The organism is Anaerotruncus sp. G3(2012), assembly GCF_000403395.2.
GTDB lineage: Bacteria > Bacillota > Clostridia > Oscillospirales > Ruminococcaceae > Anaerotruncus.
Genome location: NZ_KE159674.1, coordinates 238,199 through 251,867, shown reverse-complemented (window position 1 = coordinate 251,867; position 13,669 = coordinate 238,199). Strand labels below are relative to the sequence as shown.

Annotated in this window: 12 protein-coding genes; 2 read left to right on the top strand and 10 right to left on the bottom strand. The window is 52.1% G+C overall.

Going from position 1 to position 13,669, the window contains the following annotated elements:
• Positions 1-56 precede the first annotated feature (56 nt).
• The gene (locus C814_RS14980) at positions 57-1,442 is read left to right on the top strand and encodes a sodium-dependent transporter (protein WP_016316202.1); all 1,386 of its coding nucleotides are present in this window, start codon (positions 57-59) and stop codon (positions 1,440-1,442) included.
• 150 nt (positions 1,443-1,592) lie between these two features.
• Here C814_RS14980 and C814_RS14975 read toward each other — a convergent pair whose 3' ends face one another.
• Positions 1,593-2,225 (bottom strand): lactate utilization protein, encoded by a 633-nt coding sequence (locus C814_RS14975; protein WP_016316201.1) that lies wholly within the window; start codon positions 2,223-2,225, stop codon positions 1,593-1,595.
• 440 nt (positions 2,226-2,665) lie between these two features.
• Between C814_RS14975 and C814_RS14970 the strand changes: the two genes are divergently transcribed.
• Positions 2,666-2,899, top strand: a complete 234-nt coding sequence (locus C814_RS14970; protein ID WP_016316200.1) for a helix-turn-helix domain-containing protein — start codon at positions 2,666-2,668, stop codon at positions 2,897-2,899.
• Positions 2,900-3,688: 789 nt separating this feature from the next.
• Here C814_RS14970 and C814_RS14960 read toward each other — a convergent pair.
• The 9 genes from C814_RS14960 to C814_RS14920 all read right to left on the bottom strand — a co-directional run bounded on the left by C814_RS14960 (position 3,689) and on the right by C814_RS14920 (position 13,662).
• Entirely contained in the window at positions 3,689-4,348 is a 660-nt protein-coding gene (locus tag C814_RS14960) for an HAD hydrolase-like protein (RefSeq protein WP_016316198.1), read from the bottom strand.
• 20 nt (positions 4,349-4,368) lie between these two features.
• The gene (locus C814_RS14955; protein ID WP_016316197.1) at positions 4,369-5,907 is read right to left on the bottom strand and encodes a 2-isopropylmalate synthase; all 1,539 of its coding nucleotides are present in this window, start codon (positions 5,905-5,907) and stop codon (positions 4,369-4,371) included.
• Between the two features lie 163 nt (positions 5,908-6,070).
• Positions 6,071-7,300, bottom strand: coding sequence for a tyrosine--tRNA ligase (gene tyrS, locus C814_RS14950; protein WP_196809926.1), 1,230 nt, complete (start codon positions 7,298-7,300; stop codon positions 6,071-6,073).
• A 121-nt stretch (positions 7,301-7,421) separates the two neighbouring features.
• Complete coding sequence (gene recN / locus C814_RS14945; RefSeq protein WP_016316195.1) at positions 7,422-9,089, bottom strand: DNA repair protein RecN; 1,668 nt, start codon at positions 9,087-9,089, stop codon at positions 7,422-7,424.
• A gap of 30 nt (positions 9,090-9,119) precedes the next feature.
• Entirely contained in the window at positions 9,120-9,584 is a 465-nt protein-coding gene (locus tag C814_RS14940) for an arginine repressor (RefSeq protein ID WP_016316194.1), read from the bottom strand.
• A 2-nt stretch (positions 9,585-9,586) separates the two neighbouring features.
• On the bottom strand, positions 9,587-10,438 hold the full coding sequence (locus tag C814_RS14935) for an NAD(+)/NADH kinase (RefSeq protein WP_016316193.1): 852 nt from the start codon (positions 10,436-10,438) through the stop codon (positions 9,587-9,589).
• Positions 10,435-11,253, bottom strand: coding sequence for a TlyA family RNA methyltransferase (locus C814_RS14930; RefSeq protein WP_016316192.1), 819 nt, complete (start codon positions 11,251-11,253; stop codon positions 10,435-10,437). The genes C814_RS14935 and C814_RS14930 overlap by 4 nt, the downstream gene beginning before the upstream one ends.
• 20 nt (positions 11,254-11,273) lie before the next feature.
• Positions 11,274-13,148, bottom strand: coding sequence for a 1-deoxy-D-xylulose-5-phosphate synthase (gene dxs, locus C814_RS14925; RefSeq protein ID WP_369750563.1), 1,875 nt, complete (start codon positions 13,146-13,148; stop codon positions 11,274-11,276).
• A gap of 10 nt (positions 13,149-13,158) precedes the next feature.
• Positions 13,159-13,662, bottom strand: coding sequence for a divergent PAP2 family protein (locus C814_RS14920; RefSeq protein ID WP_016316190.1), 504 nt, complete (start codon positions 13,660-13,662; stop codon positions 13,159-13,161).
• Positions 13,663-13,669 lie beyond the last annotated feature (7 nt).

Below are 13,669 nucleotides of genomic sequence, written 5' to 3'. Positions count from 1 at the left end.
CTTTTCTGATATTTTCAAGCAGTTTCCGGGACAAACAATGCGATGAGGTGTTGAAATTGCAAAGAGAAAAATTCTCCTCCCGGCTCGGCTTTCTGCTGATTTCGGCGGGATGTGCCATCGGTCTGGGCAACGTGTGGCGGTTCCCATATATCACCGGACAATATGGCGGTGCGGCATTTGTGCTGATTTATCTATTTTTTCTGCTCATCCTTGGTCTGCCGATCATGGTTATGGAATTTTCCGTCGGGCGCGCCAGCCAGAAAAGTGCCGCTCTTTCCTTCCACATACTAGAACCAAAGGGCACCAAATGGCATCTATACGGATATGGTGCAATGATCGGCAACTATATGCTGATGATGTTTTACACCACGGTCTGTGGCTGGATGATGATCTATTTCATTAAGATGGCTTCTGGGGAATTTTCCGGTAAAAGCTCTGCCGAAATTGGTGAAATGTTTGGTGAGATGCTCTCCCGCCCAGGTCTAATGTCCTTCTGGATGATCGTTGTGGTCGCGCTCGGATTCGGTATCTGTTCGATGGGCCTGCAAAATGGTGTGGAGCGGATCACCAAATTGATGATGCTCTGCCTGCTTGCGGTTATGGTCGTTCTGGTTTTCCGGTCGGTCACCCTGCCGGGCGCTGCCGAAGGTTTGCAATTCTATTTGATGCCTGATTTCAGGAAGATCGTCGAGCAGGGGCTTGGTACCGTCGTATTCGCCGCAATGGGACAGGCATTCTTCACCTTGAGCCTCGGAATCGGTGCTATGGCAATTTTCGGCAGTTATATCGACAAAGATCGCTCGCTGACCGGGGAATCTATCAGTATCACGCTGCTTGACACTGCGGTCGCATTGATGGCTGGTCTGATTATCTTCCCGGCTTGCTCCGCATTTGATGTCAGCCCGGGTGAGGGTCCCAGTCTGATCTTCATCACCCTACCAAATATCTTTAATACCATGGTGGGTGGTCGCCTGTGGGGTTCTCTTTTCTTTGTATTTATGACCTTCGCGGCTCTTTCCACTGTCATCGCGGTTTTCGAGAACATTGTTTCATTCGGGATGGATCTTTGGGGTTGGCCGCGCAAAAAAGTGGTCCTGTTCAATCTGTTCCTGATTATTCTGCTCTCCCTCCCCTGTGTGTTGGGTTTTAACCTTCTGAGCGGGTTTCATCCGCTAGGCGGCTCCTCCAACATTCAGGACCTCGAGGACTTTATCATCAGCAACAACCTGTTGCCACTCGGTTCCCTGGTTTATCTGCTCTTCTGCACCCGGCGCTGCGGCTGGGGTTGGGACAACTTTATCAAGGAAGCCGACAGCGGTAACGGCATCAAATTTCCGCGCTGGATTCGTGGATATGTCTCCTATGTGCTCCCATTGATCGTCCTGTTTATCTTTGTACAGGGCTATTGGTCCAAGTTCTTTGCGCCGCTCTTTCGCGCCTAGTCGTAAAGTTCGTTAAAAAGCGCCTGTGTAAACACAGGCGCTTTTTCTTTATAGCAAACTTTTTAAAAGGTAAATTATCTGCTATCTGCGGCAACAGGGGGCTTTTGATGGATGAAAAGCCCTCTTGGAGACATAGAAAAGAATCAATTTTTAGAATCCCAGCGATTCCCCAACAATAATTACTTTGATCCGTCCCTTAATCCGCTGCTGCCCTAAAGTCACATAGCTACAGCACATCCTCTCGTCGCTGTGGCAGTCGCGGCAGGTGCCGATAATCTTGCAGGGCGTTTTGGTATCCAGACGCACCGCATTCGCTGGAGCGCTGACCTCACGCACCCGTTTACGCGCTGCCTCCAGATTCGGGACGATCTTATTGTACCCCGCCACGACAATTACGCTCTTAGGACCAAAAATCATTGCGGAAACCCGATTGCCATTCCCATCCACATTGTAAAGCTCGCCCTCTTCGGTCACAGCATTGGTTCCGGTCAGATAGGTATCGCAGAAAAATGCTTCCCGGAACACCTTGTACAGATCCGCATTTGGGGCATAACGGTCGAGGTAATTGTATCGCCCGGATTTCAGATGCTCAATCACGCCGCATTCTTTCAGGGTTTCCGACCCCCCAACAGTCACCGTCTCCCCCTCTGCGCAAAGTGTCTCAATCAGCGGAACTACCTCCGCTACAGTCCTGACATAATACGCATCCATCTTGTTATTTTGGAGATTTCCGATCGTTCGATTGACCCGTTTCTCCAGAACGATCTGCAAGTGTTCATTCATAGACATCCCCTCCTTTATTTCATTTTACAATGAATTTGTTCAATTTTCAACACCAATCGAAATCTTAAAATAGATATAGCAGCAACATATAAACGATAGGCCATCCAACTGCTCCCCTAATTTATCCCCAGATACACCCTCTATGACATCTTCTGGTTGCATCCTAACAGTCTTCAAATCATCTCAAGATTCTTCCAGAAGTATCTTTTATCCCCAATTGAAAAGTATAATATCCACAAAAATATGAACTTATACTCATGTATATTATGGATAAATAATGAACAGATAATCATATACCTTTATAAAAAACGACAAAATTCTACAATCAGAAGTCGATTTTCTGTATATTATATTTAATCTCCTTTATTTTTAATTATAGAAAGCAGATAAATAATATTCTATCTGTTACAAATCTATAATACAAACAGGAGGTTTACACCATGTCAAAAGTAGCATTATTTGATCACGAAAAATTTAGTAATGCAATCAGGAAATCGAATCTAAAGCAGGAGCGGCTTGCGGAACATCTGAATATCTCCACACGTCATGTACGAAATCTGAAAAGTGGAGGTACTTCCGTTTCCGCTCCTCTTCTCTATAAAATCAGTCAGGAATTCCAAAAACCTATGGAATACTTTCTGATCTTTCGAGAGGAGGATGAGTCAATCAAATGAGACAAACTATAGGCATATTGGCTAATGCTCTCATAGATGCCTTTGGCTATCGCAAGCCAATGCAAGTCACCGAGATCATGATATATCTGTCGCCCAATTATAGTGAGACCGGATATTCTGTATACCCAAAATGCAAAAACACTTTGGAGCGGGAATTTATTCGTTTCTGCGAACGTTGCAGCCAAAGGCTAGACTGGTCAGGTTACCGAAATGCCGAACTTGTATATCCCAAACCACACATTAAGCCTATGCTCAGTTAGATAGTGCTCACATAAGGGCATCGAGAATAAGAGTGAAATAGATAAAGGACAAAAAGATAACATCCAGTTTAGTATAGCGGGTGAAAATGGAGCGCGGCCTTCCGGCCCATCGCTGTAGTTTCCAGTGGGCAGCGAGAATATTACCCCATCTCGATCAGATGCGAAGACCATATGCTTGCGACCTGCGGGTCAAAAAGGTGGATGGTCAGCTGAAAATTGATCGGGAATGCTGGATTCGTGTTCCGGCCAACTATCAGACAGATTACCCCGAGCGTCTGGGTGAGGAAGGTCTCCCCTGTTGGCTATTTGTCGATTATGGCAAACCCTATTAAAACACATAGCATAAAGAACGTACCAGTTGCCATTTTGAGGCGACTGGTACGTTCTCTGGCAATATTCAAACTTCCTTTTATGCCTTGAATGAGATGTTTCCTTTTTGGATTTTACTCGAGTTGCCTATAGCATTCAAAACGAAAGGGTTGCCGCATAGGAAACCTCCCTCATTTCTACGTTTACTTAATGGCAACTCTTATAATTCAATTGGAAAGAAAAACGTCAAGAGTGCCTCGGTATCCCGCGCAACAAAAACGCTGGCTGCCTCTTCTTCGGGACCGACCCCATATCCATATGCCGCCGCGATAAAATCCACACCCGCCTGTTGCGCCCCCTCCCGATCATATTTTGTGTCTCCAATCAATACCGCATCCTGTTTTGAAATTTCACCGAGCTGTTCAAGTACCCGGTCGATGATCTGCGCTTTGGTCGCCGAATCCATCTCATCGCTCCTGCTTCCCACGCAGACATCCACCAAATCCGAAATCCCAAATCGGGAGAGCAGCAGCTTTGCCATTTTTTCCGGTTTGAGGGTCGCGACGCCAATTTTGATGTTCTCTTCCCGCAGGCGGCGAAGCAGTTCAGGCAGTCCATCATACGGTTTGGAACGATAAACACCGTCCTCCTCATAATCTACGCGGAAAAACTGGGTTGCCAGCTCCGCCTGTTGTGCATCCATCCCTGCAAATGTTTGGAATGAATAATAGATAGGAGGACCCATAAAATGCCGCAGAATTTCCTTCGGCGGAAGCGGCATCCCCATTTTTCGGAATGCAACCGCGATAGAATGAAAAATCCCCTCCGAGGTATCCACCAACGTGCCATCAAAGTCTAATAAAACCGCCCGATACTGCAAAATTACACCCCGCCTGCCCTTCAATTTTCCTGTTCCTGTAACAGTTGATCCTGTTCCTCCAGAGCAACTGCCTTATTGATCGCGTTGATATAGGAACGAATACTCGCCTCAACAATATCGGAAGAAAGCCCGCGTCCGACCACCTGATGTCCATTACAGGTGATCTTACACACCGCCTCGCCGAGCGCGTCCTCCCCTTCAGTGACCGCCTGCATGGTCCAGTTTTCCAGCTTGGCCTGCATCTTGACAATCCGGTCGATCGCCTTAAACGAAGCGTCGATCGGCCCTTCTCCGCGTGCAACATGCTCATACTCCTGTCCATCACGCACAAGACGCACGACCGCTGTAGCCGAAATCATCGGGCCGCTGTTTATCACAAAACTCTTGAGAGAATAGGTCTCGCGGATCGCCAACGCACCTGCACCGATCAGGGCTTCCATGTCCTTGTCGGTAATCTCCTTTTTGCGCTCCGCAAGTCGTTTGAATCGCTCGAATGCGGCCACGATCGCCTCTTCCGACATGCTGTACCCCAGTTCCGCGATCCGATCGGCAAATGCATGTTTTCCTGAGTGCTTACCAAGCACCACCCGCTGGTTGCGGTAGATGCCGATATCCTCCGGCTTCATAATCTCGTAAGTCTGCGGCGACATCAGCACCCCATGCTGGTGGATCCCGCTCTCGTGCGCAAACGCATTCACGCCGACGATCGGCTTGTTCGGTGCCAGACCCACACCGTTCATCGTTGTTAACAGCTTGCAGGTGCGGTAAATCTGCTTGGTGTCTATATTGGTCTCACACTGGTAGTAGTCCCGTCGGGTATGGAGCGCCATCACAATCTCCTCGAGCGCGACATTTCCAGCGCGCTCCCCGATCCCGTTGACAGTACATTCGACCTGATCTGCACCCGCGTGGATGCTGGCGAGGGTGTTTGCCACTCCCATACCGAGGTCATTGTGCACATGCACCGAAAATTTCACGCTGGGGTCACATAGATTGGATTTCAGATAGCTGACCAACTCGTGCATTTCGGTTGGGGTAGCATAGCCGACTGTATCCGCAATATTGACGGTGGTTGCCCCCTCTTGGATCGCCCTGTTAAACAGCCGGAGCAGGAACGCCCGGTCACTGCGGGTGGCATCCTCTGCCGAAAATTCCACATCGTCGCAGAGGCTCTTGGCATAGGCGACACATTCGGCTGCTGTTTCAAACACCTGTTCCTCGGTCATATTCAGCTTATGTTCCATATGGATTTCACTAGTCGCAATAAACAGGTGCAGACGGGGATGTCTGGCCTTGCGGATTGCCTCCCAGGTGCGCTGAATATCCGCTTTTACACATCTCGAGATCGCTGTAACCGCTGCATTCTGTACTGCGGCTGCAATCGCCTTTGTCGCCCGGTAATCTTCATTTGAGGAAACCGGCAGGCCCGCCTCAATAATATCGACTCCCAGCCGGTCGAGCTGCTTGGCCATCTGCACCTTCTCGCTCTGGTTCATACTGTATCCGGGAGCCTGCTCCCCATCCCGAAGCGTGGTATCCAAAATCAGGACCTTTCTCATATTGATTTCCTCTTTCCTACAAAACCTTGAAAAACCTCCGGCCCGCGATGGAGACGGAGGTTTTCCCTGTAAGAACCTGTTTCGTATCCTCACTGACACTCCCCGCCGCGTACGTACGATGCCAGAAAGCCGCGTAACACTTTAAAGTCCATCAGCATACCGCTCAACCGAGCAGCGCTTTATGGTAAACCTTTTTGCCTTTGCGCAGGATGACATGTCCCTTCTCAAATGCCTCGGCAGAAACCGTCTGCATCACATCGGTCACCTTAACGTCATCGACCGAGACACCTCCCTGCTGCACCAGACGGCGCGCCTCCCCCTTGGAGGGAGCAAGTCCACATTTCACCAGCAGATCAAGCACTGCGATCTTTCCGTCGGTCAGGTCGCCGGAAGAAAGGGTGGTCGACGGCATATCTGCGCTGTGGGTGCCTGACGAGAAGATCGCTTTCGCAGCATCCAGCGCTTTATCCGCTTCCTGTTGCCCATGCACCATCTTGGTGACCTCGTAGGCAAGGATCTCTTTGGCCTTATTGAGCTGGCTGCCCTCCCACTGTTCCATTGCTTCGATCTCTTCGATCGGCAGATAGGTCAGTAGCTTCAGGCAGCGTATCACATCATCGTCCGCAACATTGCGCCAGTACTGGAAGAACGCATAGGGGGAGGTTTTCTCCGGATCAAGCCAGACCGCCCCATTCTCGGTCTTCCCCATCTTTTTCCCCTCTTTGGTGGTCAGAAGAGTGAAGGTCATGCCATAGACCTCCTCACCGGTCACCCGGCGGGTCAGGTCAATCCCGCCCAGAATATTTGCCCACTGGTCGTTCCCGCCCAGCTGCATCCTACAGCCATGGTTCCGGTAGAGATGCAGAAAATCATAGCTCTGCATAATCATATAGTTAAACTCGATAAACGAAAGGCCGCGCTCCAGCCGGGTTTTGAAACACTCATAAGTGAGCATCTGGTTGACCGAAAAATGGACGCCCACATCCCGCAGCAGCTCAATGTAGTTGAGTTTAAGCAGCCAGTCCCCATTGCGAAGCATCAACGCGCGGCCATCCGAGAAATCAAGGAACCGCTCCATCTGCCGTTTGAAACACTCGGCATTATGGTTGATCTCCTCAACGGTGAGCATCTTACGCATATCGGTCTTGCCGGTGGGATCGCCTACCATCGTTGTTCCGGTGCCCAACAGCGCAATCGGAAGATGTCCTGCCCGCTGTAGATGCCCCATCACCACCAACTGAAGAAAATGGCCGACATGCAGGCTGTCCGCTGTTGCGTCAAACCCGATGTAGAAAGTGACCCGCTCCTGATTAAGCAGCTTCTCGATTTCTTCCGGATGGGTCATCTGCGCGACAAGACCGCGTCGGGTTAATTCTTCAAATACTGTCATCAATCTTTCCCCTTGTTTTTCAATTTGCATTCTTGTATGAAAAAGCCGTTTGATTGTATCAGTATAGCACGCCCATTTCACAAATACAAGCCCCTCAGAGGGTTTAAAATCACCCGGGCAGCCTCTAGTTTCCTGCATCCCGCAGCATTTCTTCCGCATGCCGCAAAGCGATTTCACTGATCTTTTCCCCGCCGCTGATCCGCGCCAGTTCCCGTACGCGTTCCTCTCTGGACAGCGGCCGGATGGTAGTAAACGTGCGGTCCTCCCGCGCGGCCTTGGAGATAAAAAGATGGTTGCGCGCAAACGATGCCACCTGCGCGAGATGGGTAACCACGATCACCTGCCGGTTCTCCGCAACCTGCGCGAGCTTTTTGCCGATCTTCTGCGCAGCGCTCCCGGAAACACCAGTGTCCACCTCGTCAAAAATCAGTGTCTGGATGTTGTCCCGGTCAGCGAGTACGTTTTTGATCGAAAGCATGATCCGGGAAAGCTCACCTCCGGACGCGATCTTTGCCAGCGATTTGGCCTGCTCACCAACATTGGTGGCGATAAACAATTCCAGCTCGTCCGCACCGTCCAAAGACATCTCCTTGTGCTCCTGACACACCGAAAGCTGCACCGATGGCATGTCCAGAAAGATCAATTCTCCCTGTACCGCCTTCACAAACAGCTTCGCCGCTTTGGTGCGCGCCTGTGTGAGCCTTTCTGCCTGACTTCTGGCCTTTTCCTCGAGGCTGGAAAGCTGGGCGGACAGCTTTTCAATCCGCATATCCGAAGTTTCAATCTCCTCCAGCTCGGCTGCTGCGCGTGCACCAAACTCCAATATCTCCTCGATGCTTGACCCATACTTTTTTTTCAGGTTGTAGATCGTGTCCAGGCGCCGCTCGATCGCGTCAAGCTGGGAGGGGTCGCAGTCGAAATGGTCGATCAGATCCTGAATTTCCCCTGGAAATCCCTCAAGTTCGTAGGAGATGTCTGTCAGCCGTTCTGCAATCGGCTGGGCTGCTTCCATATAGTTTGCCGCCTGTGTCATATTTTCCGCCAGCTCGGAAAGCAGGCTGGTCAGGCTCGGGACTTCCTCCCCACCTTCCAGGATCGCAAGGCTACCGCCCAGCGCCTGTGTGACATGCAGGGAATTCTGAATCAGCTTGCGCTGTGCCCTCAGTTCTTCCTCCTCGCCCGGTTGGAGTTCCGCCGCTTCGATCTCGTTGACCTGATAGGAAAGCAGGTCAATCCGATGTGCTTTCTGCGCCTCGTCGGTGTTGACCGATGCAAGCTCCCGGCGCACCAGCATATAGTCCCGATATGCCGCCTGATACTCCCGCACCAGGCCATCCAGCTCCCCATAGCTGTCGATAAAACCGAGATGCTTTTGGGGGGAAAGAAGCTGCTGGTTGTCGTGCTGCCCATGGACATTGATGAGCAGCGCAGAAACCGAACGCAAAATCGCAGCTGTCGCGGGCCTGCCATCAATCTTACAGGAGGATTTTCCATCTGCGGAGATTTCCCTGTGAATCAGCACCGCGTTCTCTTCGACCGGATACCCCGCCTCGGCGAGCGCCTGTTCCGCTGCCGGAGAAAGCCCTGTAAACAACGCGGAAATTGTCGCGCGCGTCTCCCCGGTCCGGATCATCTCCTTGGAAACCCGCTCCCCCAGCACCGCATTGATTGCGCCGATCAGAATGGTCTTTCCCGCACCGGTCTCACCGGTAAACACGTTCAGGCCCGGCTGCAGACCGATCGACGCTTCGCTGATGACTGCGACATTCTTGATGTATAATTGAGAAAGCATCCCTTTGTTTCACCTCATTCGCCCTGAGAATCAGGCCCCGGCCTGGGCCATCATTTTGCGGAGCTGGGTCACCAGTTCCCGCGCGTTCTGTTCGTCCCGCATCACCATAAAGATGGTGTCATCCCCTGCAAGCGTCCCGACCACACCGCTCCAGTGCAGCGTGTCGAGCGCAGCACACGCTGCATTCGCCATACCGGTATAACATTTAATCACAAGCATGTTTCCTGCCGAATCAATTTCCCGCGCCGCCTCCGAAAAGATCAGTAGAAATTTGTCAGAAATTTCGCTTTTTGGGGAGCTGGTGTGCGCGGTATAATGGTATTTTCCGTCCGCAGTGAGCGTTTTGATCAATCGGAGTTCCTTGATGTCCCGCGAGATGGTTGCCTGTGTTACAGGAAATCCGCTCTCACTCAGAAGATTGAGCAGTTCGTCCTGCGTATCAATCGGACGAGAGCTGATAAGTTCCAATATCTTTGCGTGACGTCTTGCTTTCATGCCTATCCCCTCGATTTCAATTTTTGGCTCAATATATCTGTGAAATTTTTTTCCGGAAACTGGATAAATCGTGCCACCCTTTTCGCCCGTCTGATCCACACCTCTGCCTTCCCATCCAAAGATGCCGCCCGTTCCCCATCAATGTTCAGTGCCGCCCGGTCACTGCCGCTGCTGAACCGGCAGCAGATCCGCAGTTCTACATCGGGCGGAAACAGGATCGAACGGTCATTCAGAGAGTGCGGACAGATTGGTGTCATTAGGATAGTCGCAATCCCGGGAGCGACCACCGGCCCGCCAGCAGAGAGCGAATAAGCGGTTGAGCCAGTCGGTGTCGCAAAGATCAACCCATCCGCGCGGCAGGTGGCGATCACCCCTCCCTTACTCGAAATCACAAGGTCGAGCAGACGCGCCGTATCTCCTCTGGTAATCACCGCATCGTTCAGCGCATACAGGGTCGGGCCTTTCCCATCGACCTGCACTTCGAGCAGCATCCGCTGCTGAATCGTATAATCCTCCTCCGCAAGCCTGCCCAGAAAATCGAGTTCATTCGGCTCGATCTGTGCGAGGTATCCAAGCCGCCCTGTGTTGATGCCGAGCAGAGGTTTATCATACCGCATCGCGTGCTTCGCCCCATGCAGAATTGTCCCATCCCCGCCGACTGTCAGAACAAGATCGCATTCCGCAAGAAGCGACTCCAGGCCCCCGGTTTGCAGGCCACCGAACCGTCCCTCATATTCCGTCAACGCCAGCGGCTGACAGCCACAAAGGATGAGCTGACGGATAATCTTGGGGACAAGTTCCGCTGTATTGTGTTTTGTAAGATTCGGCAGCAATAAAACCTTTTTCTGCATCATCTGTCCCCACTCTGCGGATGGTCGAGCTTTTCGTGCGACTGACGCACAACCCGTTCGATCTCCTCCCCGTTGACCTGATCCTCCCCACCTTTTTTCAGATACATCAGATATTCAATATTTCCCTCCGGGCCTTTCACCGGGGAGAAATCCAGCCCGCAGACCGCAAATCCATTTTCTCGTGCATATCCACAAGCGTTTTCCACTACTTCCATATGGGTTTTGCTCTCACGCACTACCCCATTTTTCCCCACTTTTTCTCGACCTGCCTCGAACTGCGGCTTGACAAGGCAGACCGCCTGCCCTGTTTCGGAGAGGAGGCGCCCCGCAACCGGTAGCACCAGCTTGAGTGAGATAAACGAAACATCAATACTCAGGAAATCTATCGGTTCCGGAACCTGCTCTTCGGTCACATATCGGATATTGGTACGCTCGAGGTTGACCACCCGTTCATCGGTTCGCAGTTTCCACGCAAGCTGACCATACCCCACATCCACCGCATAGACTTTCGCGGCACCATTTTGCAGCATACAGTCAGTAAATCCACCGGTTGAAGCGCCGATGTCCATGCAGCACTTTCCGTTCAGGCCGATCGGAAATACCTGCATCGCCTTTTCCAGCTTGAGACCACCCCGACTGACATAAGCCAATGTTTCTCCGCGCACCTCAATCGCAGCATCCTCCGGTAAGTCGGCTCCAGGTTTATCAGCCTTCTGGTTGTTCACATAGACCTGTCCCGCCATGATAACCGCTTTTGCCTTTTCTCTGCTCGGAAACAGTCCGCGCTCCACCAAAAGAACATCCAGCCTTTTTTTCATTCAGAATCGGCCCCCATTTTTCAGAAATAGAGCGCTGCAATCTGCTCTTCGAGTGTGTCTGAATCCAGGCCACACCGGTGCAGCGCAGATGCGACCGACATCTGGGGCAGAAACGGATTCTCCACCGCTTGGATGGTCATACGGCCGATATAGCCCGCATCCGAGAGCCGGGACAGAAAATGTTCCCCGATGCCGCCGCTGCGGATTCCCTCCTCCACAAAAAGGATGGTCCGGTATCTTTTCGCCAATGCGATACACGCTTCCGGAAGTGGTGCGATCTGGTGGAGCTTGAGCAGATCGACCGGTTTCCCCCGCTCTGCGAGACTCTGCGCCGCACGATAGACCTCCCCGAACTCCCGTCCGTAGGAAATTACCAGCGTCTCCCCCCCGTATTTCAGGTGTAGCCATTCCGCGGGTTCTTCCGGCAGTTTGGGTGAAAACGTCGGTTCGCCGCCACGTGGATACCGCACTGCCACAAGCCCATCGGTTTCGTACAGTGCCTTTTGCATCGCATAGCGGAGATCGGCAAAGGTCGCCGGGGAATAAACTGTCGTTCCAGGGATTTGACTCAGGAATGCCGCATCAAACATTCCCTGATGGGTTTCCCCGTCATCGCCGACCAGCCCCGCGCGGTCTACCGCAAGCAGCACATGCTGCTGTTCAATCGCAGCATCGTGGATTAACTGGTCGAATCCCCGCTGCAAAAAGGTCGAGTAAACCGCAAATACCGGTAGCATCCCCCCTGCCGCCAGACCACAGGCAAAAGTGACCGCATGCTCCTCCGCAATCCCCACATCAAAAAACCGGTTTTTCGGCTCAAACTGCTTCGCAAAGCCATCCAGACCGGTTCCTCCCTGCATCGCTGCGGTGATTGCGCAAATCCGGTCATCCTCCTGTGCCAGCCGCACCAGTTCCTGCCCAAATACCGAAGAAAAATTTTCCGAAGAGGGCTTCAATTCCCCACTCTCGTAATCAAATTTCCCGACGCCATGGAAGGTCGATGGATTTTTTTCCGCATAGGGGTAGCCTTTCCCCTTGATCGTATTGATATGGACCAGAACCGGCTTTTCCAGCGCTTTTGCACGACGGAAGGTCTGGACCAGGAGTGGGATGTCATGCCCGTCCACCGGACCGAGATAGTCAAAGCCAAAGTCCTCGAACATGTTGCTGTGATAGATGGTCTGGCGCAGCAGGGCCTTCGAATTATAGATCATATCGCGGGCCGTATTTCCGACCAGCGGGATTTTGAGCAGTGCCTGTTCCACCGTATCCTTGAGCTGGGCGTACCCTTGAGTGGTGCGTTTTTCCGCAAGATACCGCGCCAAACTGCCCACACTCTCGGAAATCGACATATGATTGTCATTGAGCACCACAATCAGGCGGTCCCCGCTTCGGCCCGCGTTGTTAAGCGCTTCATAGACCATCCCGCCGGTGAACGCACCATCTCCCACGACCGCAATCACATGGTGCCTGTCCCCTGTCAGGGTTTTTGCCTTCGCAAGTCCATACGCCGCAGAAACCGATGTACTTGCATGTCCCCCGATGAATGCGTCATACTCGCTTTCGCTCGGACGCGGGAATCCCGAAATACCGCCTTCCTGGCGGATTTTCGAGAAATTCTTCAGCCGACCGGTCAGGAGCTTATGGGTATAGCTCTGATGGCCAACATCCCAGACAATCTGATCCTGCGGCAGGTCAAAAACAGTATGCAGAGCGACTGTAAGCTCCACCGCCCCCAAATTTGAGGCGAGATGCCCTCCTGTACTCGAAAGCGTACGGATCAGCCGCTGGCGAATCTCCCAACAGAGGTTTTTCTGCTGTTCTTCGTTTAGTTTCCGCAGGTCCTGCGGAAACTTTAAGGTATGCAACAGGTTAAAATTTGCCAAATCAAACACCTCTTTCGGCTCAAAAGACCGGCACGACCAGTGCAATCACAATTCCCAAAACCGCCCCACAGAGCACCTCCAGCGGTGTATGTCCAATAAACTCCTTCAGAGTTTTGGGTTGCTCGGCCGGACGGTCGGACTCTCCCCGTGTCAGCGCATCCAGTTCCTCCCGAAGCATCTGGAACACCTCTCGAAAGTCCACCGCCATCCTGTTCAACACCTTGGCCTGCTCGCCCGCCGCACGACGCACACCCATCGCATCATACATCACGATCCCCGCCAGCACGACAGCAAGTGCAAACTCCGGGGAAGTAAAACCCGTTTTGCGCGCCATCCCGACCGCTACCGAGCATACAAGGGACGAGTGGGAACTTGGCATCCCGCCGGAGCCGACCATCCGCTCCCAGCTGACCTTCCTGGACGGAAGGTAGGCCAGCAAAGTCTTGATAAACTGGGCGGCAAACCAAGAGAGGAACCCAATATTGATGATATAATTTCCCGTTAAACTTCTCAGAAAATCCATCCAAACG

Coding starts and splice junctions, on each gene's coding strand:
- C814_RS14975 (WP_016316201.1), bottom strand. CDS start 2,225: ATGAATGAACACTTGCAGATCGTTCTGGAGAAACGGGTCAATCGAACG.
- C814_RS14970 (WP_016316200.1), top strand. CDS start 2,666: ATGTCAAAAGTAGCATTATTTGATCACGAAAAATTTAGTAATGCAATC.
- C814_RS14955 (WP_016316197.1), bottom strand. CDS start 5,907: ATGAGAAAGGTCCTGATTTTGGATACCACGCTTCGGGATGGGGAGCAG.
- recN (WP_016316195.1), bottom strand. CDS start 9,089: ATGCTTTCTCAATTATACATCAAGAATGTCGCAGTCATCAGCGAAGCG.
- C814_RS14940 (WP_016316194.1), bottom strand. CDS start 9,584: ATGAAAGCAAGACGTCACGCAAAGATATTGGAACTTATCAGCTCTCGT.
- C814_RS14935 (WP_016316193.1), bottom strand. CDS start 10,438: ATGATGCAGAAAAAGGTTTTATTGCTGCCGAATCTTACAAAACACAAT.
- C814_RS14930 (WP_016316192.1), bottom strand. CDS start 11,253: ATGAAAAAAAGGCTGGATGTTCTTTTGGTGGAGCGCGGACTGTTTCCG.
- C814_RS14920 (WP_016316190.1), bottom strand. CDS start 13,662: ATGGATTTTCTGAGAAGTTTAACGGGAAATTATATCATCAATATTGGG.